This window comes from Pseudomonas sp. TMW22089, assembly GCF_022496645.1.
In the GTDB taxonomy this organism is placed as follows: Bacteria; Pseudomonadota; Gammaproteobacteria; order Pseudomonadales; family Pseudomonadaceae; genus Aquipseudomonas; species Aquipseudomonas paraversuta.
Genome location: NZ_SCFG01000001.1, coordinates 107,416 through 130,521 on the forward strand (window position 1 = coordinate 107,416; position 23,106 = coordinate 130,521).

Annotated in this window: 23 protein-coding genes and 1 tRNA gene; 10 read left to right on the forward strand and 14 right to left on the reverse strand. The window is 58.4% G+C overall.

Going from position 1 to position 23,106, the window contains the following annotated elements; all coding sequences use genetic code 11:
* Nucleotides 1-61: 61 nt before the first annotated feature.
* The 6 genes from EQV90_RS00520 to EQV90_RS00545 form a co-directional block, all read right to left on the reverse strand.
* Nucleotides 62-1,009: a FecR domain-containing protein gene (locus EQV90_RS00520; protein ID WP_161720281.1), complete on the reverse strand. Its 948-nt coding sequence runs from the start codon at nt 1,007-1,009 to the stop codon at nt 62-64.
* Complete coding sequence (locus EQV90_RS00525) at nt 1,009-1,509, reverse strand: sigma-70 family RNA polymerase sigma factor (RefSeq protein WP_003438428.1); 501 nt, start codon at nt 1,507-1,509, stop codon at nt 1,009-1,011. Before EQV90_RS00525 ends, EQV90_RS00520 begins: the two co-directional genes overlap by 1 nt.
* Nucleotides 1,510-1,685: 176 nt before the next feature.
* The gene (dsdC, locus tag EQV90_RS00530; RefSeq protein WP_161720285.1) at nt 1,686-2,636 is read right to left on the reverse strand and encodes a DNA-binding transcriptional regulator DsdC; all 951 of its coding nucleotides are present in this window, start codon (nt 2,634-2,636) and stop codon (nt 1,686-1,688) included.
* Nucleotides 2,637-2,736: 100 nt separating this feature from the next.
* Complete coding sequence (gene dsdA, locus EQV90_RS00535) at nt 2,737-4,089, reverse strand: D-serine ammonia-lyase (RefSeq protein WP_240877624.1); 1,353 nt, start codon at nt 4,087-4,089, stop codon at nt 2,737-2,739.
* 44 nt (nt 4,090-4,133) lie between these two features.
* Nucleotides 4,134-5,474, reverse strand: coding sequence for a gluconate:H+ symporter (locus EQV90_RS00540; RefSeq protein WP_003438434.1), 1,341 nt, complete (start codon nt 5,472-5,474; stop codon nt 4,134-4,136).
* Between the two features lie 174 nt (nt 5,475-5,648).
* Entirely contained in the window at nt 5,649-6,086 is a 438-nt protein-coding gene (locus EQV90_RS00545) for an Lrp/AsnC family transcriptional regulator (protein ID WP_003438435.1), read from the reverse strand.
* A 139-nt stretch (nt 6,087-6,225) separates the two neighbouring features.
* Here EQV90_RS00545 and EQV90_RS00550 point away from each other — a divergent pair, with 139 nt between their 5' ends.
* From EQV90_RS00550 to EQV90_RS00570, 5 genes are all read left to right on the forward strand, one after another.
* The gene (locus tag EQV90_RS00550; RefSeq protein ID WP_240877625.1) at nt 6,226-9,273 is read left to right on the forward strand and encodes an aminotransferase class III-fold pyridoxal phosphate-dependent enzyme; all 3,048 of its coding nucleotides are present in this window, start codon (nt 6,226-6,228) and stop codon (nt 9,271-9,273) included.
* 156 nt (nt 9,274-9,429) lie between these two features.
* Nucleotides 9,430-10,218 carry an ABC transporter substrate-binding protein gene (locus tag EQV90_RS00555; protein WP_127195672.1) on the forward strand — a complete coding sequence of 263 codons (789 nt, stop codon included), beginning with the start codon at nt 9,430-9,432 and terminating at the stop codon, nt 10,216-10,218.
* 62 nt (nt 10,219-10,280) lie between these two features.
* Nucleotides 10,281-10,928 carry an amino acid ABC transporter permease gene (locus tag EQV90_RS00560; protein ID WP_003438446.1) on the forward strand — a complete coding sequence of 216 codons (648 nt, stop codon included), beginning with the start codon at nt 10,281-10,283 and terminating at the stop codon, nt 10,926-10,928.
* Between the two features lie 10 nt (nt 10,929-10,938).
* The gene (locus EQV90_RS00565; protein WP_010656847.1) at nt 10,939-11,598 is read left to right on the forward strand and encodes an amino acid ABC transporter permease; all 660 of its coding nucleotides are present in this window, start codon (nt 10,939-10,941) and stop codon (nt 11,596-11,598) included.
* Complete coding sequence (locus EQV90_RS00570) at nt 11,595-12,362, forward strand: amino acid ABC transporter ATP-binding protein (RefSeq protein ID WP_003438455.1); 768 nt, start codon at nt 11,595-11,597, stop codon at nt 12,360-12,362. The genes EQV90_RS00565 and EQV90_RS00570 overlap by 4 nt, the downstream gene beginning before the upstream one ends.
* Before the next feature lie 116 nt (nt 12,363-12,478).
* On the opposite strand, the gene EQV90_RS00575 is transcribed toward EQV90_RS00570, so the two are convergent.
* A tRNA-Thr gene (locus EQV90_RS00575) sits at nt 12,479-12,554 on the reverse strand.
* 147 nt (nt 12,555-12,701) lie between these two features.
* Here EQV90_RS00575 and EQV90_RS00580 point away from each other — a divergent pair.
* Complete coding sequence (locus tag EQV90_RS00580; protein ID WP_127195679.1) at nt 12,702-13,133, forward strand: DNA methylase; 432 nt, start codon at nt 12,702-12,704, stop codon at nt 13,131-13,133.
* Entirely contained in the window at nt 13,130-13,882 is a 753-nt protein-coding gene (locus EQV90_RS00585) for a DUF72 domain-containing protein (protein ID WP_240877626.1), read from the forward strand. The genes EQV90_RS00580 and EQV90_RS00585 overlap by 4 nt, the downstream gene beginning before the upstream one ends.
* Here EQV90_RS00585 and EQV90_RS00590 read toward each other — a convergent pair.
* Together EQV90_RS00590 and EQV90_RS00595 are read right to left on the reverse strand one after the other, a co-directional pair.
* Nucleotides 13,831-15,210 (reverse strand): heavy metal sensor histidine kinase, encoded by a 1,380-nt coding sequence (locus EQV90_RS00590; protein WP_240877627.1) that lies wholly within the window; start codon nt 15,208-15,210, stop codon nt 13,831-13,833. The genes EQV90_RS00585 and EQV90_RS00590 overlap by 52 nt on opposite strands.
* The gene (locus EQV90_RS00595; protein ID WP_010656843.1) at nt 15,203-15,877 is read right to left on the reverse strand and encodes a heavy metal response regulator transcription factor; all 675 of its coding nucleotides are present in this window, start codon (nt 15,875-15,877) and stop codon (nt 15,203-15,205) included. Before EQV90_RS00595 ends, EQV90_RS00590 begins: the two co-directional genes overlap by 8 nt.
* A gap of 135 nt (nt 15,878-16,012) precedes the next feature.
* Between EQV90_RS00595 and EQV90_RS00600 the strand changes: the two genes are divergently transcribed.
* Entirely contained in the window at nt 16,013-16,492 is a 480-nt protein-coding gene (locus EQV90_RS00600) for a heme-binding protein (RefSeq protein ID WP_240877628.1), read from the forward strand.
* A 32-nt stretch (nt 16,493-16,524) separates the two neighbouring features.
* A complete protein-coding gene (gene uraH / locus EQV90_RS00605; RefSeq protein WP_003438508.1) occupies nt 16,525-16,935 on the forward strand; it encodes a hydroxyisourate hydrolase in 411 nt (136 codons plus the stop codon).
* Nucleotides 16,936-16,973: 38 nt separating this feature from the next.
* Here uraH and EQV90_RS00610 read toward each other — a convergent pair whose 3' ends face one another.
* The 5 genes from EQV90_RS00610 to EQV90_RS00630 are packed head-to-tail and all read right to left on the reverse strand — an operon-like array spanning nt 16,974 to nt 21,157.
* The gene (locus EQV90_RS00610) at nt 16,974-18,197 is read right to left on the reverse strand and encodes a methyltransferase (protein ID WP_240877629.1); all 1,224 of its coding nucleotides are present in this window, start codon (nt 18,195-18,197) and stop codon (nt 16,974-16,976) included.
* Nucleotides 18,178-18,867: an ABC transporter permease gene (locus EQV90_RS00615; RefSeq protein ID WP_003438518.1), complete on the reverse strand. Its 690-nt coding sequence runs from the start codon at nt 18,865-18,867 to the stop codon at nt 18,178-18,180. Before EQV90_RS00615 ends, EQV90_RS00610 begins: the two co-directional genes overlap by 20 nt.
* Nucleotides 18,867-19,559 (reverse strand): ABC transporter permease, encoded by a 693-nt coding sequence (locus EQV90_RS00620; RefSeq protein WP_003438519.1) that lies wholly within the window; start codon nt 19,557-19,559, stop codon nt 18,867-18,869. Before EQV90_RS00620 ends, EQV90_RS00615 begins: the two co-directional genes overlap by 1 nt.
* 58 nt (nt 19,560-19,617) lie before the next feature.
* Nucleotides 19,618-20,370 carry a transporter substrate-binding domain-containing protein gene (locus tag EQV90_RS00625; RefSeq protein WP_003438520.1) on the reverse strand — a complete coding sequence of 251 codons (753 nt, stop codon included), beginning with the start codon at nt 20,368-20,370 and terminating at the stop codon, nt 19,618-19,620.
* A gap of 13 nt (nt 20,371-20,383) precedes the next feature.
* Entirely contained in the window at nt 20,384-21,157 is a 774-nt protein-coding gene (locus EQV90_RS00630; RefSeq protein WP_003438521.1) for an ABC transporter ATP-binding protein, read from the reverse strand.
* 535 nt (nt 21,158-21,692) lie between these two features.
* Here EQV90_RS00630 and gabP point away from each other — a divergent pair.
* Nucleotides 21,693-23,084 carry a GABA permease gene (gabP, locus tag EQV90_RS00635; RefSeq protein WP_010656840.1) on the forward strand — a complete coding sequence of 464 codons (1,392 nt, stop codon included), beginning with the start codon at nt 21,693-21,695 and terminating at the stop codon, nt 23,082-23,084.
* Nucleotides 23,085-23,106 lie beyond the last annotated feature (22 nt).

Sequence of the window (23,106 nt, forward strand, 5' to 3'; positions counted from 1 at the left end):
GTCATTGACGGATGAGAATCGAAATCAGCAAGGTTAACCGTCCAGTCATTTGTCGCCGGGCTTATGCCGGTTCGATACTTGCCCAGTAGCGGGTCAGGTAGCGAACCTTCACCGGCAGGGTTTTGCTCAGGTTATCCAGCACTGTTTGCGTGTCATCGAGACGAAAAGCGCCTGATATGTTCAAGTTCTGTACCCCTGGCGCACAGCGCACAACACCCGGCCGATAGCGGTCCAGCTCCTCGATAAAGTCGCCCAGGCGCCAGTTGTCGACACTCAGCATGCCTTGTACCCACGCGGTCGAGCCGGCGGGTAAAAGGTGAATGTCATGCACCGCATCGCGGTCAAACGAGACTTGCTGGCCTGCCTCCAGCCGCACGACCCGATCGGGATGCCGGTTTGCACAGACCTGCACCGCGGCTTGCAGCACCCCGACTCGCGTGCGCCCGGCCAATTGGCGGACGCTGAACCGGGTGCCAAGTGCCCGCACGCGCCCTTCGCCGGTATCCACGATGAATGGACGCCGTGCGGGGTCCCTGGCGGTCTCGATCAGAATTTCGCCACGCAACAGCTGGATAAGCCGTTGCTCTGCGTCGAAGCGGATATCCAGCGCCGTGTCCGCGTTCAGCTGCAGTTGCGAGCCATCTTCCAGTTGCAGCGAGCGACGTTCGCCCAAGCCCGTGCGTTGCTGAGCCAGCATCGGGCGGTAGGGCAATTGTTCAACGGCCAGCCATGAACAGGCGCCGGTGGCCAGCAGCAGGCCAAGTATTTTCAATACATCGCGGCGTTGCGTACTGGCTGCACCGAGGCTGGACAAGGCTGCCCGGCGGGGTATCAGGGCCCATTGCTGCTGGAGCTTCTCGACCCGGGCCCAGGCTGCCGCGTTCTGTGGACCGGATTGCATCCACACTTGCCAGGCACGGATCCTGGCTTCGCTGAGTTCACCGTCATTGAGCTGCACGTACCACGTGGCGGCAGCCTCAAGTGTTTTCAGGTCCAGGCTAACGCTCATCAGTTATCAACCAGCAACAGGCACCGGGTCATGGCGCGAATCAAATGATTTTTCACCGTCGTGACCGACACACCGAACCGTTCAGCCGCGGCTACATAGGTCAATCCCTCAAGCTGGACCGCGAGGAAAATCTCCCGGGTACGGGCACCCAGTTCATCGAGCAGGCGATCGATGGAGACCAGCATTTCGATGATCGACAAACGGATCTCTGGTGAAACATCCATGGGCTCCGGCCTTTGCGACAGCGCGTGAAGGTAAGCCTGCTCAATGGTGCGCCGGCGAGATTTATCAATCAAAAGTGAACGTGCGATGGCACACAGGTAGCCTCGTGGTTCGCGAATCGGGGCCGCGTTACGAGCGGTCATGACCCGCAGGAACGTATCCTGAGCCAGATCAGAGGCGTCGGCAGCATTGCCCAGGCGCACGCGCAACCAGCCCTTCAACCAACTGTTGTGGTCGTTGTACAACTGATGAAGAGCTGAGCGATCGAGCGCCGACATGAGAATGCCACCAGTGAGTAAATGGTAATCGATCGCATTGTCGTGATGGCACGCTGTTTATGCAAGGGCGTTTTTGACGGGATGGATCGGGTCGCTGTGTGGCGGCGCTTGCAGACAGCGGCCCGGCGTCCTTCGATTCAGGACGGGCGCCATGATGCGCGAGCCCGGCGCGTGGGTCAGAGTGGTGGCGATGACTGCCGCGCACATTCTTTGAGCCAGTTCATAAACACCAGCAAGCGCTTGGGGAGGGTGCTGAGGGGGGGGTGAACCAGATAATAATCGTAGTGGCCGCACACGCTGAAGTCGGCGAAGGGCAGCACCAGTTCGCCACGATCAACGCGTTTTTGGACCAGCTGCTGGCGGCCGATGGCGATGCCGGCGTGGTTCATGGCTGCGGTCACGCTCAGGTCGGAGCGATCGAAGGTCAGGGTTCGCTTGGGCAGGGCTGCAAGCATGTTGTGTTGTTCGGCCCACAACGTCCACTCGGCATCGAAGGCGGCATGATCCCAGGCCAGGGAGTCGTGCAGGGTCGTGCAGTGTCTCAAGTTCTCCGGGCTTTGCAGCAGGCCGTGGCGTTGCGCGTATTGCGGGCTGCATACCGGGGCCAGACGTTCGTGCATCAGGCGGTGACTGGTCAGGCCGGGAAATTCACCGTTGGCGTAATACAGGGCCAGATCAATTTTGCGGGTACGGAAGTCGACATTGTCATTGCCCACCCGCAGATCCAGTGAGACCAGCGGGTAACGCTCGACGAAATCCGCCAGTCTGGGCACCAGCCAGCATTGGGCGACCGAAGGCCGGACATAAAGCGCAATGGAGCCGGCAATTTCTGCCTGTGACGATTGTTCAAGGGCCTCGGACAGTTCGCCCATCGCGTTCTGCAGTATTTCGAAGATGCGTTCGCCTTCGTCGGTCAGACTGACCTGGCGGGTCAGGCGCTGGAACAGCTTCATGTTCAGGGCTGTTTCCAGCCGGCTGATACGGTGGCTGACGGCGCTGGCGGTCAGGCACAGTTCCTCTGCGGCGCGGGCGAAGCTCAGATGGCGTGCGGCAACCAGAAACGTATGCAAATTGGCGAACTGGCTGCTGTTGAGTCTGGAACTGATGCGGGGCGGAAGGTTGAGCACGGCTGTTTCCCCTCAAGCCAAAAGACCGGTAAGGCTTGCCGGATGTGGCAATGGGTGCATTTTGCCACATCCGGTCCAGCCTTTGAGTCAGCGGGCAGGATCAGCCCCTGGCGAGCAATTCACGGCCCTTGCCCAGATAAGCGTCCATCTCGTCGCCAGGCACCATGTTGCCGCCCGTAGCCCAGATCAGGTGAGTGGCGTTGGCCATGGCATGGGCGTCCAGGCCTGCGCGGGCCAGGTAGCCCTGCTGATCGGCCTGCACCCTGGCAATCCCGGGTACGCCGGCGAGCGCAGAGGGCTCAAGGCGCAGACCTTCGCTGCGCTCCATCAGTGCCAGCAGGCTGTACATTTCTTCATCGCTAACGGTGTAAAAGCCATCAAGCAGGCGCTGCATGGCCTTGCCCACAAAACCGGAAGCGCGGCCAACCGCCAGGCCGTCTGCAGCGGTTACGTTATCAATGCCGAAGTCTTGCACGCTGACTTCATTGTGCAGGCCGGTATAGACGCCCAGCATCATGCAGGGTGAATGGGTGGGTTCGGCGAAGATGCAGTGCACGGCATCACCGAACGCCAGCTTCAGGCCGAAAGCCACACCACCCGGTGCGCCGCCCACGCCACAGGGCAAATACACAAACAGCGGATGTTGCGCATCTACGGTAATTTGCGCTGCTGCCAATTGTTGCTTCAGACGCTCGGCAGCGACGGCGTAACCCAGAAACAGATTGACCGAGTTTTCATCGTCGACGAAATGGCAGGCCGGGTCGGCCTCTGCCTGTTCACGGCCCTGGGCCACGGCCACGCTGTAATCGCTGGCGTATTCGATGACGGTTACGCCGTGAGCGCGCAATTTGTCTTTCTTCCATTGGCGGGCATCGGCCGACATGTGCACGGTGACCTGGAAGCCCAGGGCTGCGCCCATGATCCCGATCGACATGCCGAGGTTTCCGGTGGAGCCGACGGCTATTTTGTACTGCCCGAAAAACGCCCGGGCCTTGTCGCTGTGCAGCACCGCGTAGTCGTCTTCGAGGGTCAGGAAATTCTCGGCCAGTGCCAGATCTTCGGCATGCTTGAGCACTTCATAGATCCCGCCGCGCGCCTTGATCGAACCCGAGATGGGCAGATGGCTGTCGCGCTTGAGCCACAGCGAGCCCGTCAATACCTGGTTGTAGCGCTCGCCGAGCAGTTGCTGCAGATGGCTCACCGGCACAATGTCCGACTCGATAATCCCGCCACTGCTGGCCGTTTCCGGGAACGCCTGGCGCAGGTAAGAAGCAAATCGCGTGAGCCGGGCGCTGGCATCGGCGACATCGGCTTCGGTCAGTCCCACATCGCCAATGGCCTGGGCGACCGGGGCCACGCCGGGATTGAACCAGGTGGTTTCTTGCAGCGCGACCAGATCGCGAATCAGAGGGTAGCTGGCACACCAGCTTTCAAGGGTTTTTCCCAAAATCATGACGTGGTCCCTTTAAACAATAAGGCTGAAAAATACGGGTTGGATCAAACAAAGTGCGACAGCACCAGGGTCAGGCCCAGTGCGATCAACGAGGCCAGTACCGTGGCGGTGGTAAATATCTTCAGTGCGTCGGTCAGCGAGACCCCCAGGTACTCCTTGACCACCCAGAAGGCCGAGTCCGTGACATGGGTCCAGCCCATGGCACCGGCGCCGATGGCTACGCAGATGATTTCCTTGCTCACCGTGGGATGGGCACCGAGCATGGGCAGGATCATGCCCGCCGCACTGATCATGGCCACCGTTGCCGAACCGACGGCGAAGTGCATCAGGCCGGCCACCAGCCATGCCAGAACGATGGGGTTCATATTCAATTGGGTCAGGGTGGCGGACAGTGCGTCACCCACGCCGCTGTCCACCAGAATGCCGTTGAAGGCCCCGCCGGCACCGATGATCAGCAGAATGCTGGCCAGAGGCGGGAAGCTCTTCTGAGTGTGAGCCAGCAGCTCAGCCATGCTCAGCCCGCGGCGCAAGCCCAGCGACCAATAGGCAAACACCACGGCAATGGACAGGGCGATCAGGGGAGTGCCCAGAAATGAAATAACGCTGAATGCCATGGAGTCGTGGGGCAGCCCGGCAGCGAAGGTTTTCCCCACCATCAGCAGCAGGGGCAACATAATGGTCAGCAGGGTCAGGCCAAGGCCTGGCAGCTCCCGGGTTTTGCTGTCATCGCAATGCTCGTTCAAAAACGCTTCCTGAGAGTCCGGCGCATCGCGCTTGCAGACCAGCTTGACCCACAGCGGTCCGGCGATCATGGCGGTCGGCAGGGCGACAATCAGGCCATAGATGATCACTTTGCCGACATCGGCACCCAGCAACCCGGTAATTGCCATCGCGGCCGGGTGGGGCGGCAACATGCAATGCACGGCCATCAGCGACACGGCCAGGGGCACGCCCAGGTACAAAAGATTGATTCTGGTTTCTTTCGCGACCACATAGATCAACGGAATCAACAGAACAAAACCCACTTCAAAGAACACCGGGATGCCGGCTATGAATCCTACGAGCATCATGGCCCAGGAGGCGCGCTCCTTACCCAGCGCCTTGAGCAGTGTCTGAGCGATGCGCTCGGCGCCGCCTGACTCTTCCAGCATCTTGCCGAGAATCCCGCCCAGACCAATGATGGTTGCCAGAAACCCGAGCGTGCCGCCGACACCTTTTTCATAGGAAGCAGTCAGTTGCGTCAGCGGCATGCCTGAACCAATACCCACCACAAAGCTGGCGGCAGTCAGGGCCAGAAAGGCGTGGACGCGGACTTTGACGATCAGAAAAACAATCAGAGCAATGGCACAAAACAACACCAGCAATAGAGTGGTAGCACTGTGCATGGAATCTCCTGGAAGCGCTTTTATTGTTGAAATCAGTGATCGGAGTCACTTTGCTTCCAGCAATTAGAAGTTACATCTCAGGGGGCTGACAAAGGATGGATCCTCAAGGGACAGATGACGTGGGGTCATCTATGAGACCCCGGATAACGGTTTGAATCTGGAGTCGCTGACGCCTCAGGACTGCCGGTCAATATCGCGGCGAAGCACCACGGCGGTGGTGATGTCTTCAACGGATTCATGGCTGGCGACTGCATCCCGTACCCGGTTCAGATCATCAATGGTGCGTGACTCGACCTCAATCACCAGGTCGAGCTGACCGCTGACCGATGAGATGCGTCGCACCTGGGAGTTTTGTGCAAGCAGGTCAAGCAGGCCCATTGCAGGCGTGCGCTTGAGGCACACCAGGAGGATTGCGCGAATCACGTTGGCATCGATTTCGCCGATATCGGCCCGGTAGCCTCTGATCACCCCGTTGCGTTCAAGGTTGATGACCCGCTCGCTGGTAGCACTTCTTGAAAGACCGATTCTCGCTGCCAGGGCCTTCAGGGCAATTCGAGCCTCTTTAGAAAGAATTTCGAGTATTTCGCGATCTTTCGTGTCCAGCTCGCGCATTGGAACTCCCCGATTCTGCTACCGAATTTGTGCCGGTTGATTCCGGCAATATGCAGGCCAAAGCCGACCGCATACCTACTGTCCTGCAAGGTTTCGCATGCCAAGCTATCTGAAAAAAATGGCCTGGAAAACAATTACCATGACTAATCTTTCCCATCCCGCCCCCCGGTTCTCGATGGCTGATGCCGAAAAGCTCGGCGAGCAGCTTTTCAACGTTACAGGTACGGCTGCGCCTCTGGATGGCGAGCGCGACCGCAACTACCGGTTGCAGACAGGAACCGGTGCGGGATGGATTCTGAAAGTGGTCAACTCGACTGAACCGCGAGTCGAAAGCGAGTTTCAGGCCGCCATTCTCAGCCACCTCGCCAGCTACAGCCCTGAACTCACCGTGCCTTCACTCAAGAAAAGCCTGACAGGTGACTTTCTGGCCTCTGTAGTGGCGCCCTCCGGTGAAACCCATGCAGTGCGCATGGTTAGCTGGTTGCACGGCACGCCCCTGGCCGAGGTTCCGCGCACGTTCGAATTGATGCGCAGCCTGGGCCAATCGTTCGGTGATATAGACCGGGCCCTTCAAGGCTTCATCCATCCCGGCGCGGTACGGGATCTGGACTGGGATCTGCGTCACGCCGCACGTTCGCGTTCACGCCTGCACTTCATCAAGGACCCTGCCAGAAGAGCCATTCTGGAACGCTTCATCGATCGTTTTGAACACTCCGTGCAACCCCGGCTTGCGCGTCTGCGCACCCAGGTCATTCACAACGACGGTAATGACTGGAACATCCTGGTCGATCCGCGGAATCCGCAGAAGGTCTCAGGCATCATCGACTTTGGCGATGCGGTCCATACCATTCTGATTGCCGAAGTCGCCATCACCTGCGCGTATTCCATTCTCGACATGGAAGATCCGGTCGGCGCAGCAGCTGTCCTGACTGCCGGTTTCCATGAGAAGTACCCGCTGCAACCGCAAGAGCTTGATGTTCTCTTCAATCTGATTGCCATGCGCCTGGTGACAAGCGTCACCTTGTCGGCTTTGCGCTGCGGCCAGACCGAGGACAATCCCTACCTGGCCATCAGCGAAGCGCCGGCCTGGCGCCTTCTGGAGCGAATGGACCGGATGAACCCGCGCCTGGCGACGGCGATCCTGCGCAAAGCCTGCGGGTTTGATGCGATCGAGGGCGCCGGTGCGGTTCGCCGCTGGATGGGCGAAAACAGCAAATCCTTCGCGGATATCGTGCATCCGTCTGCGGCGACCATGAACAAGGCCATTGCGCCGTTTGCAGATGCATCCCACGTGATGACCATCGCTTCCGCCGAGCAGCGTCCTGCAGAGGCCGCCAGGTGGTGGAATGAATTTTCTGCCGGGCATAAGGTGCCGCTGGGCATCGGGCCATGGGGCGAGGCCAGAACCATCTATACCGATACGGCGTTCGAATCGCGGTTCATTGAAGGGCAGCGACGGATCATTCACGTTGGTGTCGACTTGCTCATGCCCGCGGGGACGCCTCTGTATACCCCTGTTGCCGGGGTGGTGCGCAGCGTCGAAGTCGAGGGCGATCCGCTGGGCTACGGTGGTTTGATCATGCTCGAGCATTCGCCAGAAGCCTGTCCGCCATTCCTGACGCTGTGGGGGCACATGGCCCATGAAGCGCTGGCGCGGCTCAAACCCGGTGATCGCCTGGAGGCGGGTGCGCTTGTGGGGTATATGGGCACGGATGCGGAAAATGGTGGCTGGATCCCCCATGTGCATTTTCAGATGTCCACTGACACCGGGTTGCAAGCCAGCGAGTTCATCGGCGTAGGTGAGCGGGCTTATCTTGAGGTCTGGGCTGACGTGTTCCCCGACCCGTCGGCGCTCGCCGGCATTCCTCCGGAAACCTACAGCCAGGACGGGCGCAGCAAGGCCGAGATTGTGGCGAAGCGTAAAGAGCTGTTGCTGCCTAACTTGTCGATTTCGTATTCAGATCCGATCAAGTTCGTACGCGGGGACGGGGTCTGGTTGATAGACAACTTCGGCAGGGCCTACCTGGATTGCTTCAATAACGTCTGCCATCTCGGCCATTCCCATCCGGATGTGGTGCAAGCGCTGTCGCAACAAGCCGCCCGGCTCAATACCAACACCCGTTACCTGCACGACAATATTGTGGAGTATGCAGAGCGGCTCACCGCCACGTTACCCGCAGGTCTGGCGGTTGCTTCCTTCGGTTGTTCAGGCAGTGAAGCCAACAGCCTGATGCTCCGTATGGCGCGCAATCACACGGGTCGCAACGACGCGATTGTGCTGGACTGGGCTTACCACGGCACGACCCAGGAACTGATCGACCTCAGCCCTTACAAGTACAAGCGCAAAGCCGGCAAGGGCCGTGCAGAGCATGTGTTTGAGGCGGTTGTACCGGATGCTTACCGTGCTGCGGCTGACTGGCCGTTCGAGGAGCTGGGCAAACGTTTCGCTGAAAGCGTGGCGGACCAGATCGAGATCATGCGCAAGCAGGGCAGAGCCCCGGCGTTCTTTTTGGCGGAGTCCATTCCCAGCGTCGCCGGGCAACTGTTCTTCCCGGAAAACTACCTCAAAGAAGTCTATGCCATGGTGCGTGCAGAGGGCGGTCTGTGCCTGGCTGACGAAGTCCAGGTCGGCTTTGGTCGGGTCGGCAGCCACTGGTGGGCGTTTGAAACCCAGGGTGTGGTTCCCGATGCAGTCTCCATGGGCAAACCCATTGGCAACGGGCATCCCATGTCGGCGGTGGTGACCACCCGTGAAATTGCCGACAGCTTCAACAACGGCATGGAGTACTTCAATACCTTTGCCGGCAGCCCGGTTTCATGCGCCATAGGGCTCTCGGTGCTGGATGTGATCGAGCGCGATAACTTGAAGCTCAACGCACTGACCATGGGTAACTATCTGCTCGATGGCTTTCGCAAGCTGCAGCTACGCTACGAGGCCATAGGCGATGTGCGCGGCCAGGGGCTGTTCCTCGGCATCGAACTGGTCACGGATCGAAAAACCAGGGTTCCCGCCACCGCGCTGGCCAGGAAAGTCGCCGATGGTGCCCGGGAGCGAGGCATTTTGATAGGTACGGAAGGCCCCCATGACAATGTTCTGAAAATGCGCCCGGCGATGATTTTCAGTCAGACCAATGCTGATTTCCTGCTTGAGGTTCTGGACGAAAGCTTTAAGGCTGCACTTGAGTAAATCCTCGGCCGACATTGTGTCGGCCAACTCCGGCAATGTGTCAGTCAGGCTGACACCTTGCAGGGTGCTTTGCGCAATGACCTATGCAAAGCTTTGGTGAAGGCTGGGTGAGTAATCCCAAGAAAAATAAAAAACAATTCTTCCAAGGTGCCTCCAATGCTAACTACAAAGCTCAAGCAATTGATTGCCGCGTCCACAGTTGCGGCTGCGGCCCTGTTTTGCACGTCAGCTGTTCAGGCCGATGATTTGGCGTCGGTCCAGGACTCCAAAGAAATCCGTATCGCGATGAGCGGCCAATACTCTCCCTTCAGCTTTGCCAACGAGCAGAACCAGATTGTCGGCTTCGATGCCTCCATCAGCGAGGCCCTGGCCGAGCGCCTGGGGGTAAAGGTGAAGATTATTACCACGCCGTTCGACGGGATAATTGCCGGTCTGCTGGCGAAAAAATATGACGCCATTATCGCCTCCATGACCATTACCCCGGAACGCCAGAGGGCCGTGGATTTCGTGGGGCCCTATTACCATGCGGGCCGCACGATCGTGGTGAAGGACGACTCTTCGATCACAAGCCTTGATGACCTTAAAGATGTGGTGGTTGGCGTCACGCTCGGGGATGCCCACGATAAATGGGCCAGGGCGCGCGGCAACCTGAAGGTGCGAGCCTATAAAGGTCTGCCCGAAATGCTGGTCGATCTGGATGCCGGGCGTATCGATGCGATAGTGATGGACAGCGTTCCGGTGCTGGTCGCAGTCAAGGAAACCGGGCAGAAGGTGCGCATCATTACGCCACCGCAGAGCGATGGCGGGATTGAAGGCATGGGCATTGCACTGCGCAAAAATAACCCCGAGCTCAAGGCGGCGCTGCAGGGCGCGCTTGCAGACATGCTCGCCGATGGTACTTACGAAAAGATCTCGATGCAGTGGATTGGCAAAGATATCCGCTGATTCGGCGTTAGCCTGGCCCGACTTGTCGTCGGGCCAGTCATCTGACTTTTCTGAGCGTGCCCATGGATTTGACTCTCATACAGCGCACATTTCCGTTTTTCCTGGAGGCGGCCTGGATTACGGTGCAAATCTCAGTGCTCGCACTGTTGCTTGGTTTTCTGGTGGCCATCGTGCTGGTGGCTGCGCGGTTATCCACAGTCCTCATATTTCGCTGGCTTGCAAGGCTCTACATCAGTGTTTTTCGTGGCACCCCCTGCCTGGTTCAGCTGTTCATCATCTACTTCGGCGGCCCGCAGATCGGAATTGAACTGGAGCCGTTTGCCGCAGGTGTCATAGGTTTGGGCCTGAACATCGCCGCTTATATGGCGGAATCCATTCGTGGCGCCATCTCCAACGTGGACCCTGGCCAGGAAGAGGCTGCACGTTCAATTGGTTTCGGGCGCAGCCAGACTTTATGGTTCATCACCCTGCCACAAGCTGCAAAGTTAATGATCCGGCCGCTGGGGGTTAACGCTGTCGCACTGATTAAAGGGTCTGCACTGGTGTCGACGATCTCTGTGGTTGAACTTTCATATACGGCGCAACGCTTTATCAGTTCAACCTACAAGCCATTCGAAATCTTTATGGTCTCGGCACTGCTTTATATTGTGATGGTCTACTCGGTCAGATTTATTGTGGATTATCTCGACAATCGCTTCGCGGCAAGGTGAGAGCATTCATATGCAAAGCCTGGATCTGAGTATCGTTACACCCTATTCCGAGATGCTGGCGATGGGGCTGTGGTGGACGCTAATAATGTTTGTAACGTCCAGCGTAGTAAGTCTGCTGGCCGGGATCGCCTTTGCCCTGATCGTTCTTTATGCCCCCAAAGTTGTGGCATTGCCCGTGCGATTTATGACGTGGCTGCTCATGGGCACGCCACTGCTTTTGCAGTTGTACGTGATTTATTATGGTCTGGTGCAAGTGGGCATCGATATTCCTGCACCGGTGGCCGGGATCATTGGCCTTAGCCTGCACTTCGCTGTCTACAATGCCGACGTGATACGTGCCGGCGTGGTCTCGGTTGACCCCGGTCAGATTGAAGGTGCCCGTTCTATCGGTCTCAGCCGTGGACAGACCCAGTGTTACGTCATAGTGCCGCAAGCACTGCGCAGGACCCTTGCGCCGCTGGGAAATAATCTGATTGTCCTGTTAAAGGACACTTCACTGGTGTCAATGATCGGGATTGCAGAGCTGGTATACAGCGCGCAACTGGCAGTCAGCGAAACTTATAGCCCGTTCGAGTTTTATCTGACTGTTGCGGTTATCTATTACGCGGCCAATCTTGTTCTCGAAGCCGGCCTGCATCTTCTCGAAAAGAAAGTAGAGATGTCACGATGATCAATAATACATATATGGTTGAGGTCAAGGGTGCCCGTAAGGCATATGGAGCACTAGAAGTACTCAAGGGCATAGATCTTTGTGTCGCTCGCGGGCAAATCATCGCCATCATCGGCCCCAGTGGATCTGGCAAAAGCACACTGCTGCGCTCCATCAATCACCTGGAAGTGCTGAATGATGGCGAGGTCTGGTTAGATGGAGAACAAGTTAACCGGCCATTGAAAGGCCGTGCCTATGAACAGCATATAAATGCCGTGCGTCAGCAAATGGGCATGGTCTTCCAGCACTTCAATTTATTTCCGCATTTGACCGTATATGAAAACATTGCGCTGGGCCCGCTAAAGCTCAAGGGGCTGACGAAAAAAGCCGCGCGTGAACTGGCGCTGGAATATTTGGCAAAAGTCGGACTGGCCGACAAATTTGATGAATATCCCTCCCGCCTCTCTGGCGGACAGAAACAGCGGGTTGCCATCGCAAGGGCACTGGCAATGCAGCCCAAAGTCATGTTGTTCGATGAGGCCACATCGGCGCTGGACCCCGAGCTGGTCGAAGAGGTCAACCTGGTCATGAAGCAGCTCGCCGCGGAGAACATGACCATGTTGATCGTCACCCATGAAATGCGTTTTGCAGGCGAAGTTGCAGACCGGATTATCTTTATGGACGGCGGGGTTGTGGTCGAGGAAGGGGCGCCGGGCGAGATCCTGCAAAACCCGGTTCAGGAGCGAACCCGGTCGTTCCTGAAAAAGCATCTGCACAATAGCTAGCAGTTAACGGGCATCCTTTAAGCACCAGGCCCGGAACCCCAAAACGAAAAAACCCGCCAGAAGGCGGGTTTTTCGGTGGTTTCAAAGACTGTGTTGGCTGTCTTTGGAACCTTGTATGGTGCCGGCACCAAGAGTCGAACTCGGGACCTACTGATTACAAGTCAGTTGCTCTACCAACTGAGCTATACCGGCGTTATGGGCGACGAGTATACCCGGATGTTTTTAGTTGTAAACCCCTGATAACTGACTATTTTTACGCGCGCGTCAGCGGACCCGAAAAAACGAACTTCCGCACCTGGTGTTTTTCATATCTACACAGGGCTGATGAGGGAGCGCGTCATGACTGAAGTGATCACCGCCAACGATCTGGGCATCAGGTTGCAGGCCAGCGATGAGACCGCCCTGTTCAAATGGTTCGTTGCCAGTTTTTTGATGGGCAAGCGAATACAGGCACCGATTGCCGCCAGGGCTTATCAGGTTCTGGTCGAAGAGCACGGCTGTGACTCGGCCCGGCGTCTGGCACAGCTTTCCCATCGGGAACTGGTGTCGATTCTCGGTAAGGCACATTACGTGCGTTACGACGAAACTACCGCCACCCGTCTGTCTGCCCTGGCCAGGAAACTGCTCGATGAATATGACGGTAAATTCGCCGCCCTCTGTAGTACCGGTAAAGATCGCCACACCTTTGAACGTCGCTTGCTGGAATTCGACGGTGTGGGGCCCAAGACTGTGGAAATCTTTATGCGCGATGCCGCTGCGGTGTTGTTTTGAACCGCGTCTTCGTGGGCTGCGCCGGATGGAGCATCGGCCGTGAATACTGGCCACGTTTTGCCAGTGACGGTACGCATTTGCAGCGTTACGCCGGGCGCTTTTCGGCCACCGAAATCAACAGTTCATTTTACCGGCCCCACCGTGCGCAGACTTACCAGCGGTGGGCTGACAGCGTAGGGCCGGACTTTCGATTCTCGGTCAAATTAGCCAAATCGATCACCCATGATCGGCGCTTGCAGAGCTGCGAAGAGGAGCTGGACAGTTTTTTTGCGCAATGCACGCAGTTGGGCGATCGCCTGGGCTGTGTGTTGGTGCAATTACCGCCCGGGTTGATGTATGAACCGCAGATTGCACGGGCGTTTTTCCAGGAGGTGCGCCTTCGGTACAAAGGTTCATTGGTGCTGGAGCCGCGTAACGACTCATGGCTGGCGGCCGATGAGCTGTTACAGACATTGCATATCGGCCAGGTTGCCGCTGATCCGGCGGTATTAAGCACGGGCTTTCAAACGGGCGGGTGGCCTGGGGTGCAATATTGGCGCCTGCATGGCTCGCCGCGCATTTATCACAGTGAATATGGCGTAGCCCGACTCAGGGCGCTGGCAGAACAGGTGCTCATGGGCGCAGCGTCTACGACCGAGTACTGGTTCATTTTCGATAACACGGCCAGCGGTTTCGCCATCAACGACGCGCTGACCTTTCAAGCGCTCATGGGCAACGCCGGGAACCCCAGCTCAAACAACGTTCCTTGAGCGTCGCTGCGTACCCGCACCTGTCCGTGATGCAACAGCATGATCGAGCGCACGATCGCCAGCCCCAGCCCGCCGCTGTCACCGGGTTCTGCACGGGAGGGATCGACGCGGTAAAACCGGTCGAACAGTCTGTCCAGATGTTGCGGGTCGATGGGCGGGCCCTGGTTATGTACGCCAACCCAGCAATATTGGGCGTCATCACGGCGTTGCAAGGTGATGGTTGTCCCGGCTTCGGCATGGCGCACGGCATTGGCCAGCAAGTTACCCAGGGCCCGTTGCAGCAACTGCTGGTCGACGTTCAGCACCCCTGTCAGTGAGTTGTTCAGCTGTAACTGACGGTCTTCTGCCAAGGCCTCAAAGTAATCGCACAACTCCTCGCCCACGGTCTGCAAGTCCAGGGTTTGCAGTTTCAGGGGCCGTTGGCCGTGATCGGCACGGGCCAGGAAAATCAGGTTTTCGACCATGCGGTTCAGCCGTTCGTACTCTTCGATATTCGACGCCAGCAGTTCCTGATACTCGTCCGGGCTGCGTGGCTGGTTCAGTGCCAGGCTGTTACTGCCCAGCAAGTTGTGCAGTGGCGTGCGAATTTCGTGGGCCAGGTCGGCAGAGAACTGTGACAGTCGGCCAAAGCTGTCTTCGAGGCGAACCAGCATTGCGTTAAGTGCCTGTACGGGCTCTTTCAGCTCTGCCGGAACATTGTCGGCGGGCATGCGTTGATCGAGGCTGCGGGGGGTGATGTTGCGCATGGCCTGCGCCAGTTCACGCAGAGGCACCAGTCCGCGTCGCAACAGCAGCAAGCCAAGGCCGAAGGCGAGTACTGCGCCAAAGCCTACCGCCATGTACAGACGCCCCCGGTAGCTGGCGAGCATTTGCTCACGCTCTTGCAGACGTTTGCCGACGGTGACAATCAAGCGCTCGTCACCCGGGCCTTGTGCCACCCCTGTGAGCAAGGCGATGTTATCCACAGTCTGGATGTCAGACCGTAGCGGCGACGAATCCTGAGCAATGGGTGTCATTTCGGGCAGAGTTTGCTGATGCGGATTGATGGCGATGACCCGACCCCCATCGCTACGTTTGACCAGCAACACACTGTCCAGATTGCCCAGCATGTTTTGATACAGGCGCGGACGCTCCTGCAGGGCTTCGAGGCTGTCGCTGTCGTGCAGCAGGGCCCGGACCTGCTCGAGACGACCGAGCAGTGCCTGATCGTCGCGAAAGGTCAGTTCCGAGGCCAGCGAGCGATACAGAAACACTCCGATCACACTCAGCACCAGAGCGCAGGTCAAGGCAATCGCCAGGGCCAGACGCCAGGCGATGGATCTATTCATCCGGGGCTTCGAGCTGGTAGCCGACACCGCGTACGGTGTGGATAAGTTTTGGCATGTACGGATCGTCGACCTTGGAGCGCAGGCGGCGTACGGCGACTTCAACCATGTTGGTGTCACTGTCGAAGTTGAGGTTCCAGACCTGGGAGGCGATCAAGGTGCGCGATAACACTTCACCCTGGCGGCTGGCCAGCAGGTGCAGCAATGCGAACTCCTTGTTGGTCAGGCTGATGCGTTGACCGCCACGACTGACGCGCCGGCGCAGCACATCGATTTCGAGGTCGGCAATGGTGTAAGACTCGGCCTCGCGCAACGGCCCGCGACGCAGCAGGGTGCGCACCCGGGCCAGTAATTCGGCAAAGGCGAAGGGTTTGAGCAAGTAATCGTCGGCCCCCAGTTCCAGGCCGCGAACCCGGTCTTCGATGGCGTCCTTGGCGGTCAGGAACAGTACCGGGGTGGCGCCACGCTGACGAATCAACTGCAGCAGTTGCCAGCCGTTGAGCCCCGGCAGCATCACGTCCAGGATGATCAGGTCGTATTCCTGCTGCTCAACAAAGTAGCGTCCGTCCAGCCCGTTCAGCGCCACATCTACCGCAAAGCCTGACTCGCCCAGGCCTTTGGCCAGGAAATCGGCCGTCTTGGCTTCATCTTCAACCAGTAACAAACGCATCGCACACCTCGATCAATCGTCTGCACAGGCTAGGCGTCTTCTGTGGCATTGCCTATTACAAACTTGTAATGCAACTGACGGGGTTTTGACGGAGCTCTCTGGCTAAGGTGTCGGCACTCGTTAAGGAGCTTGCCGATGATGCTGAAAACTTTGCTGTTATGGACTGCGGTGGGCGTTGCCGGTGCGGCCCAGGCTGCGCCAAACCTGGCGCGTCATGCTGATCTGGACCTGGCCACCGCCCGCCAGCTGGCCGATGCCACGCTCCAGCACTGCTCCGGTGCGCTGAGCGTGCTGGATCGCGGTGGCAACGTACTGACGGCCATGCGCCCCGAGGCGGTAGGCCCGCACAACCTGCTGGCCAGCCAGCGTAAAGCCTTTACCGCGCTGTCGAGCAAAACCCCGACCCGTCTGTTTGCCGAGCGTGCGCGCAGCAATCCCGAAGCTGCGAACCTCAACTCCATTGCTGAATTGTTGCTGCTGGGCGGTGGTGTGCCGCTGTTTGCAGACGGTGAGCTGGTGGGCGCGCTGGGTGTGGCGGGGGCCGGTGGTGCGGAGCAGGACGAGGCCTGCGCAATCAAGGCCGCCGAACAGATTGGCCTGACGATTCAACGCTGAGTTGAGTGTTTTTTAACCATTGAGGAAGACCGATGAAAGCTTTGCGAATCACTTTGACGGCCTTGAGCCTGAGTGCAATATCGAGCCTGGCACTGGCGGCGGGCAACCCTTTGAGCGTGCATGTGCTCAACCTTGAAAACGGCCTGCCTTCGCCAGGGGTTAACGTAACCCTGGAAAAACACGTTGGCCAGAACTGGCAGCCGCTGGCACAGGGTGTGACCAACGAACAGGGGCGCATCGGCGAGTTGTTCCCGGAGAAACAGGCAATGGAAGCGGGTCAGTACCGGGTGGTTTTCAAAACCGGCGAGTACTTCAAAAAAGCGGGGCGGGATACTTTCTTTCCGGAAATTCCGGTGATTTTCGAAGTGAAAAATGCGGATCAGCACTATCACATTCCGTTGCTGCTGAGCCCTTACGGGTTCTCGACCTATCGCGGATCGTAAACCGCAGCCAATCATTGTGGGAGCGGGGCTCCCACAAGTTATCCACAGCGCTGCGCCAGCAACATCAGATTGCGCGGGGTCAGGTGGCTGTCGCAGAACTCCCCAAGCTGCACCTCATAGCCGCGCTCACTCAGGTACAAGGCCCGATCCAGCACCAGCCACAGTTCCATCGGGCGGCGGAACAGCCCGCGTACCAGCTCCAGATTGCGCACCTGTGCCAGCCGTTTCCAGCCTGCTGCCTGAAGTGCAGGCCAGTCTTCTTCGCCGTTTGTGGATAAGTTCTTCAGCTGCGCCAGGTCTTGGCAGTATTGAGCGAAAGGCTTATTGAGCCAGGTTCCGGGCAGCGAGGGTGTGGATAAGTACTGGTCGCACTGACGGTGCTGGCGTTGCCACAGGTCGAAGCTCAGGCGTCGCGCCATTGACTCATCGCGCTGGCGCCGCACCCGGCTGCCGGCGGTCACGGTTTCGCTCATCGGCAAGCTCAGGTCCTGCAGTGACAGATGCAGGGTCGAGGTGCGGGCCGCTGTGGATAACGGCTGATAGTGGGTGGCGCTGATACGGTTGTAGCAGCAGGGCGAGATCGCCAGTTGTGCACAACCCGCGGCGCTGGCCAGTTGCAGCAGGCGCACATGCAGATCACCACAGGCATGCAGGGCGACGGGGGTCATGTCGGCCCGCAGGTGTAATTCGACGTCAGGGGCGAGGACGTCCTGTTGTACGTGCCGGGCCGGCAAGTGGTGACGCTGGCTCAGCGCCTGACCTGCGTCGACCAGGGCCGGGTCGTATTCCAGGCACGTCAGCTGCTGCTCACCGGTTAACAACCGGCGTCCCAAATGGCCTTTGCCCGCGCACCAGTCCAGCCAGTGAACGGGGGCCTGCCTGAAGTCAAGGCTTTGGGCGAAGGCTTCTATTTGCTGCCATTTGCGGCCCGGGACGTCCACTTGCAAGCGCTGGGGGGCCGGTGCCAGGGCTTGCCCGGGCAGGCGCTCGACGCTGCCGAGGGCGAGGGAGGTGGCGGCCAGTTGCGGGAACGGCGCGGGGGCAGACAGGTATTGGGGCTGGTTGTGACTGGCTTCGGCGTCTTGCAGGGAGCGCCCGCGCAGCCACCGGGCCAATTCGGGATGTTGCGCTTCCCACGGCATATTCAGTTCGGTGAATGGCCGTGGGCGCCACAGGTGCTGGTGGTCGCGCAAAAACCTGTCCAGTGCCTCGAAGCGGGCGAGCAGGGGCTCGCCCTTGTGATTAACGCCCCTGGCAGGCATCGACGCGCAACCAGCGCTCCAGCAATTTGAAGCCCTGAATCAGCACAAACGACATCACCAGATAGATGACACCGGCTATCAGGAACATGTCCACCGTCTGGTAGGTGCGGGAAATGATGGTGCGGGTCATGCCGGTCAGTTCCAGCAGGGTCACGGTACTCGCCAGCGAGCTGGCCTTGAGCATCAGGATCACTTCGTTGCTGTAGGCCGGCAGGCCGATACGTGCAGCACGGGGCAGCACGATATGCACCAGGGTCTTGAAGCGCGACATGCCCAGGGCGCGTGCGGCTTCGATTTCACCCGGCGGGATTGCCTGGATTGCACCGCGCAGGATCTCGGCGATGTACGCCGCGGTGTGCAGGGTCATGGTGATCACCGCACACCAGAACGGGCTGCGCAGGTACGGCCACAACACGCTTTCACGCACTACATCGAACTGCGACAGGCCGTAATAGACCAGAAACAGCTGGATCAGCAGCGGCGTGCCACGGAAGAAAAAGATGTAGGCATAGGGCAGCGAACGCACGTACCACAGGCTGGATGAGCGGGCGATACCCAGTGGAATGGCGACAATCAGACCGGCGATGACCGAAAGGGCAGTCAGCTCCAGTGTCAGGGTTGCGCCCTGAATCAGCTTGGGCAGCCACTTGATGAAGAGTTCCAGGAGCATTACGTTCTCCTCACAAAGCCGCGCGCCGCGCGTTTTTCAAGCACATGCATGGTACCCATGGCCAGCACGGTCAGGCCCAGGTACATCACGGCAGCCACCATGTAGAAGGTGAACGGGTGTTTGGCGAAGGTCACGGCGTTCTGTGCCTGACGCATGATTTCTTCCAGACCGATGACCGATACCAGCGCGGTGTCTTTCATCAGGATCATGAACAGGTTGCCCAGGCCGGGCAGGGCAATACGCCACATTTGCGGCAGCACCAGCTTGCTGAAAATCCGCGGCCTCGACAGGCCCAGCGCCAGGCCCGCTTCGCGGTGGCCTTTGGGGATGGCCAGAATGGCACCGCGGAAAACCTCAGTGGCGTAAGCGCCAAAGCACAGTCCCAGAGCCAGCACACCCGCCGCGAAGGCACTGAGGGTGAGGTCGGGCATGCCGATGAATTCGCCGAGGGCACGTACGGCATTCACGCTGCCGAAGTAAATCAGCAAGACCCACAGCAGCTCCGGAACGCCGCGCACCAGAGTCGAATACGCGCCGCCCAGCCATCGCAATGGTTTGTAGGACGAAGTTTTGGCCAGTGCACCGAGCAACCCGAGCACCAGGCCCAGACACAACGCAGTGAGTGCCAGTTTGACGGTCATCAGCGCGCCAGCGGCAAGCGCCGGGCCGAATCCGTATAAGTCGATAGTCATAAATTAGGCAGGCTTTGCTAGGGACCGGCGCAGCCTTGCGGCGCGCCGGTCAGGCAGGTCATTCAATGCTGAATGGGAAATACTTGTCGTTGATCTTTTTGTAGGTGCCGTCTTCTTTGATTTCTTTGAGCGCGAGGTTCAACTTGGTACGCAAGTCGCTTTCGCCTTTACGCAAAGCAATGCCGACCTTGTCGTCTTCGTTGATCGGGTTGCCCTTGAACTCATAGTCCTTGCCCGCCGGGTCATCCTTCAACCAGCCATAGATGGCGTACTTGTCAGCCAGCAGTGCGTCTACACGGCCCGAGGACAAATCGAGATAGGCGTTTTCCTGGGTATCGTACAAGGCGATGTCCCCACCCACGTTATCTTCCAGCCACGTTGCGGCCTGGGTTGAGCGCTGGGTGCCCAGTTTTTTGCTTTTCAGCGATTCAATGTCGGTTTTGAAATCGACACCTTTCTTGGCCACGAACTGCTGTTTGTTGGAGTAGTACGGGTCTGTGAAGTCGACAGCCTGTTTGCGGTCGTCAGTGATCGACAGGGAAGAGACAATAAAGTCGTACTTCTTGGCGTTCAGTGCGGGAATGATGCCGTCCCAATCCGAGGTCACAACTTCGCACTCGGCTTTCATCTTGGCGCACAGGGCCATGGCAATGTCGTAGTCAAAACCGACCACTTGCCCGCTGGCGTTCTTGTTGTTGAACGGAGGGTAGGCCCCTTCGATCCCCACTTTGTACTTATCAACAGCCAGGGCATTGGCACTGAATACCAGGCTGGCGGCAGCGGCCAGGAGAAGCTTTTTATAGTTTTGCATTCGTGTTGCTCCGTTAGCGGTTGCTGGACATGAATTGTTTACAGCGCGCTGAAACCGGGTTGTCGAACACCTGTTCTGGCGACCCTTGCTCTTCGATCAGGCCCTGGTGCAAAAACACGACTTGCGAAGACACCTGACGGGCAAAGCCCATTTCGTGGGTGACCAGCAGCATGGTGCGACCTTCTTCGGCGAGCGCGCGGATAACACTAAGTACTTCCTGGACCATTTCCGGGTCAAGTGCCGATGTGGGTTCATCGAACAGGATTACTTTGGGCTGCATGGCCAATGTGCGGGCAATCGCGGCACGTTGTTGCTGGCCGCCGGACAATTCTGACGGATAGGCATGGCGTTTTTCGGCGATGCCGACCTTGGCCAGCAACGCTTCGGCAACTTCGATTGCCTCAGCCTTGCTCTGGCCCAGGACACGACGGGGAGCCTCGATAATGTTGTCGAGGATGGTCATGTGCGGCCATAGATTAAAGTTTTGAAATACAAAACCCAATTCACTGCGCATGCGATTGATCTGCTTGCCGTCGGCTGCGACCAGTTCGCCATTTTTGGCTTTCTTGAGCTTGAGTTCTTCGCCTGCGACCAGGATCTGGCCCTCATGGGGGTTTTCCAGCAGGTTGATGCAGCGCAGCAGGGTCGACTTGCCGGAGCCGGAAGAACCCAGGATCGAGATCACGTCACCGTCGCGTGCGGTCAGCGAGATACCTTTAAGTACCTCAAGCTCGCCGTAGCGTTTATGCAAGTTGCGGATTTCAAGCGCGGGCGTGGCCAAAGCCATGTGCGTTCCTCATTGTGTTCGGGAGCGATCCTGCTGTGTGGCGGCCAAGCTAGCATAGGGCCACAAAGGCAACCAGCTGCTCTAAAGGAACAAAAGGCGAGAGGGTGGCCGTTTGTCGCATCCCGACAGCAGACTGTCGCGCGGACAACAACCGACCCTGTAATTTGCCGCTCGGCCAGACAGGTGTCGCTTAAAAAAGGTCGCGATGTTGCCAGCTTTGGCCCTGTGTTGGAAGCGTGAACCTACTAAAGGGCACAGATGCGCACCGCTTTTGGGCCATACGGGCAGTTTTGAGTATTTTTGGTGCGTTTTGGTGCTTGTGACTGAGTGTTACGGTAACGCTTTGGCAAAAAGCCATTACTCTCAACAGGTTGCAACGCCAGAGATGAATCGATGCAGCCCGCGCAAACCGTGCACTTGTCACATTTTGGCTCATTTATTGCGTAAATAATTCTAAACGCCCCGTTGGTTACTTTTTACGAGAAGGTAAGCAGGCGCGGCGCTCGGAATGGCTTTCACTGCAAAGGTAGTCCCAATGAGCAATACGCAAACTCCTAACGGCCTGGAGCAAGGGCTCAAACCACGGCATGTGACCATGCTGTCGATTGCCGGGGTCATCGGTGCCGGTCTGTTTGTCGGCTCCGGACACGCGATTGCACAGGCGGGTCCTGCAGTGCTGCTGGCATACGCCGCAGCGGGTACGTTGGTGGTGCTGGTGATGCGCATGCTGGCCGAAATGGCCGTCGCATCCCCTGACACCGGTTCGTTCTCCACCTACGCCGACCGTGCCATCGGGCATTGGGCCGGCTTCACCATTGGCTGGCTGTACTGGTGGTTCTGGGTGCTGGTCATCCCGCTGGAAGCCGTCGCCGCCGGCACCATCCTGCATGCGTGGTTCCCCGGTACGGAGATCTGGGTATTTACCCTGGTCATCACTCTGTTGCTGACCGCGACCAACCTGTTCAGCGTCAAGAACTACGGCGAATTCGAGTTCTGGTTTGCGCTGGTCAAAGTGCTGGCGATTATCGGCTTCATCATTTTGGGGCTAATGGCGATTTTCGGCCTGCTGCCAAACAGTCAGGTCAGCGGCGTTTCGCATCTGGTGGACAATATGGGCTTTATGCCCAACGGCATGGGCGCTGTGCTGGCCGCCATGCTGACCACCATGTTCTCGTTCATGGGCACGGAAATCGTGACCATCGCGGCGGCTGAATCCAAAGACCCGAGCAAGCAGATCACCAAGGCCACCAACTCGGTGATCTGGCGTATCGGCTTGTTCTACCTGGTGTCGATCTTCATCGTTGTGGCACTGGTGCCGTGGAACGATCCGGGCCTGGCCCAGTTCGGCTCCTATCAGACCGTGCTTGATCGCATGGGCATTCCGAATGCCAAGCTGATCGTCGATATCGTGGTTCTGATCGCAGTTACCAGCTGCCTGAACTCGGCCCTCTACACCTCGTCGCGCATGCTCTACTCCCTGAGCAAACGCGGTGATGCGCCGGCGGCTGCCAAGCGTACCAACGCCAGCGGCACCCCTTACTGGGCTGTGATGATGTCTACCGGTGCAGCCTTCCTGGCCGTGTTTGCCAACTATGTCGCACCGGCAGCCGTGTTCGAGTTCCTGCTGGCCAGCTCCGGCGCCATTGCGCTGCTGGTGTACCTGGTGATTGCCATCTCGCAACTGCGCATGCGTCAGAAGCGTACGGCGCAGGGTGAGACCATCTCCTTCAAAATGTGGCTGTTCCCGGGCCTGACCTGGGCGGTCATCGTGTTTATCGTCGCCATCCTGACCATCATGCTGTTCCAGGAAGCGCATCGAGTTGAAATCATGGCCACCGGTTTGCTGAGCATTCTGGTGGTAGTGGCGGGCCTGTTGGTGGCACGTCGCCGACGTATCGAGAAGTTGGGGGCACCCGTACTGAACTGACGCCAGGACGGCGTTCCACCTT

What these genes read in the sequence shown, in the direction of transcription:
- EQV90_RS00520 (WP_161720281.1), bottom strand. Translation starts at nt 1,009, where the DNA reads ATGAGCGTTAGCCTGGACCTGAAAACACTTGAGGCTGCCGCCACGTGG.
- EQV90_RS00525 (WP_003438428.1), bottom strand. Translation starts at nt 1,509, where the DNA reads ATGTCGGCGCTCGATCGCTCAGCTCTTCATCAGTTGTACAACGACCAC.
- dsdA (WP_240877624.1), bottom strand. Translation starts at nt 4,089, where the DNA reads ATGATTTTGGGAAAAACCCTTGAAAGCTGGTGTGCCAGCTACCCTCTG.
- EQV90_RS00540 (WP_003438434.1), bottom strand. Translation starts at nt 5,474, where the DNA reads ATGCACAGTGCTACCACTCTATTGCTGGTGTTGTTTTGTGCCATTGCT.
- EQV90_RS00545 (WP_003438435.1), bottom strand. Translation starts at nt 6,086, where the DNA reads ATGCGCGAGCTGGACACGAAAGATCGCGAAATACTCGAAATTCTTTCT.
- EQV90_RS00550 (WP_240877625.1), top strand. Translation starts at nt 6,226, where the DNA reads ATGACTAATCTTTCCCATCCCGCCCCCCGGTTCTCGATGGCTGATGCC.
- EQV90_RS00555 (WP_127195672.1), top strand. Translation starts at nt 9,430, where the DNA reads ATGCTAACTACAAAGCTCAAGCAATTGATTGCCGCGTCCACAGTTGCG.
- EQV90_RS00560 (WP_003438446.1), top strand. Translation starts at nt 10,281, where the DNA reads ATGGATTTGACTCTCATACAGCGCACATTTCCGTTTTTCCTGGAGGCG.
- EQV90_RS00565 (WP_010656847.1), top strand. Translation starts at nt 10,939, where the DNA reads ATGCAAAGCCTGGATCTGAGTATCGTTACACCCTATTCCGAGATGCTG.
- EQV90_RS00570 (WP_003438455.1), top strand. Translation starts at nt 11,595, where the DNA reads ATGATCAATAATACATATATGGTTGAGGTCAAGGGTGCCCGTAAGGCA.
- EQV90_RS00580 (WP_127195679.1), top strand. Translation starts at nt 12,702, where the DNA reads ATGACTGAAGTGATCACCGCCAACGATCTGGGCATCAGGTTGCAGGCC.
- EQV90_RS00590 (WP_240877627.1), bottom strand. Translation starts at nt 15,210, where the DNA reads ATGAATAGATCCATCGCCTGGCGTCTGGCCCTGGCGATTGCCTTGACC.
- EQV90_RS00595 (WP_010656843.1), bottom strand. Translation starts at nt 15,877, where the DNA reads ATGCGTTTGTTACTGGTTGAAGATGAAGCCAAGACGGCCGATTTCCTG.
- EQV90_RS00600 (WP_240877628.1), top strand. Translation starts at nt 16,013, where the DNA reads ATGATGCTGAAAACTTTGCTGTTATGGACTGCGGTGGGCGTTGCCGGT.
- uraH (WP_003438508.1), top strand. Translation starts at nt 16,525, where the DNA reads ATGAAAGCTTTGCGAATCACTTTGACGGCCTTGAGCCTGAGTGCAATA.
- EQV90_RS00610 (WP_240877629.1), bottom strand. Translation starts at nt 18,197, where the DNA reads ATGCCTGCCAGGGGCGTTAATCACAAGGGCGAGCCCCTGCTCGCCCGC.
- EQV90_RS00615 (WP_003438518.1), bottom strand. Translation starts at nt 18,867, where the DNA reads ATGCTCCTGGAACTCTTCATCAAGTGGCTGCCCAAGCTGATTCAGGGC.
- EQV90_RS00620 (WP_003438519.1), bottom strand. Translation starts at nt 19,559, where the DNA reads ATGACTATCGACTTATACGGATTCGGCCCGGCGCTTGCCGCTGGCGCG.
- EQV90_RS00625 (WP_003438520.1), bottom strand. Translation starts at nt 20,370, where the DNA reads ATGCAAAACTATAAAAAGCTTCTCCTGGCCGCTGCCGCCAGCCTGGTA.
- EQV90_RS00630 (WP_003438521.1), bottom strand. Translation starts at nt 21,157, where the DNA reads ATGGCTTTGGCCACGCCCGCGCTTGAAATCCGCAACTTGCATAAACGC.
- gabP (WP_010656840.1), top strand. Translation starts at nt 21,693, where the DNA reads ATGAGCAATACGCAAACTCCTAACGGCCTGGAGCAAGGGCTCAAACCA.